The sequence below is a fragment of the Actinotalea sp. C106 genome, from assembly GCF_023630195.1.
GTDB lineage: Bacteria > Actinomycetota > Actinomycetes > Actinomycetales > Cellulomonadaceae > Actinotalea.
Genome location: NZ_JALPKN010000503.1, coordinates 1 through 1317, shown reverse-complemented (window position 1 = coordinate 1317; position 1317 = coordinate 1). Strand labels below are relative to the sequence as shown.

The window sequence follows — 1317 nt, the reverse complement described above, 5'->3', positions numbered from 1 at the left end:
GGCCCCGGCGACGGCACGCACCGCCTCGCGCGCGTCGAGCTGGTCGACGTCGGTGCGGCGCCGGAGCACCTCGCGGACGACGAGCGAGGTCTCCGCGACGTGCGGCGAGCAGGTCACGTAGGCGACGACCCCGCCGGGCCGTACGGCGTCGAGAGCAGCTCCGAGGAGGTCGCGTTGGAGGGCGCTGAGCGGGCCGAGGTCCGCAGGCTGCCGGCGCCACCGGGACTCGGGTCGACGGCGCAGCGCGCCCAGTCCCGTGCACGGCGCGTCGACCAGGACCCGGTCGAAGGTCCCCGGGAGCTCCTCGCCCAGGGCGCGCCCGTCGCCGAGGCGGACCTCGACCGTGCCGGGCGGCACCGCCTGGACGCTCCGCTCGACCAGACGCACGCGGTGCGGCTGGAGCTCGTTGGCCAGGACCGTGGCCCCCTGCCCGGCCGCGATGGCACCGAGCAGGGCAGCCTTGCCCCCGGGCCCTGCGCACAGGTCGAGCCACCGGCCCTCGTCGTGGTCGACCGCGACATGGGCCAGGGCCAGAGTGACGAGCTGCGAGCCCTCGTCCTGGACACCGACCGTTCCCTCCTGCACGCCGGGGACCGCCGTCGGGTCCCCACGGTCGAGGACGGCCGCGGTCGGCGTCCAGCGTCCGGCCATCGCCTCGGACCGGGCCACGACCTCGTCACGGTCCGCGAGCCCCGGCCGTGCGACCAGGGTCACGGCGGGGGCCACGTTGTCCGCCTCGAGCAGGGCCTCGAGCTCCTCGGGGGCACGGTCATCGGCGACGAGGGCCTGCCGCAGGCCGCGGGCGACCCACGCCGGATGGCTGTGCTGCAGGGCGAGGCGCTCGACGGGGTCGTCCAGATCAGCCCCGATCCGCTCGAGCCACTCCTCGAGGGGGGCCGAGCCGATGCTGCGCAGGACGGCGTTGACGAACTGCGACGCTCCGACCCCCGACCGGGAGCGGGCCAGCCCCACCGTCTCGGAGACCGCGGCGTGCGCCGGGACCCGCATGCCGAGCAGCTGGTGGGCACCCAGACGGAGCAGGTCCAGGACGGGTGGGTCGATGCGCTCGGTGGGGCGCTGGGCAGCGAGCGCGATCACGGCGTCGTACCTGGCCTGGAGGCGCAGCGTCCCGTAGGCGAGCTCGGTGGCGAACCCCGCGTCACGTCCGCGGATGCCCCGCGACCGGAGCATCGGGGGAAGCACGAGGTTGGCGTAGGCGTCGGAGGCCGCCACCTCGCCCAGCACGTCGAGGGCGGCGGTGCGTGCGGGGTCACCCGTGCGGCGTCGCTCGGCGGGCGTCTGAGCGGTCCGTGGCCC

At 76.4% G+C, this 1317-nt stretch carries 1 protein-coding gene; it reads right to left on the bottom strand.

Annotated features, from left to right (window positions below):
• On the bottom strand, positions 1–1317 hold a 1317-nt coding region (locus tag L0B03_RS18015), incomplete at both ends, for an RsmB/NOP family class I SAM-dependent RNA methyltransferase (protein ID WP_250448400.1).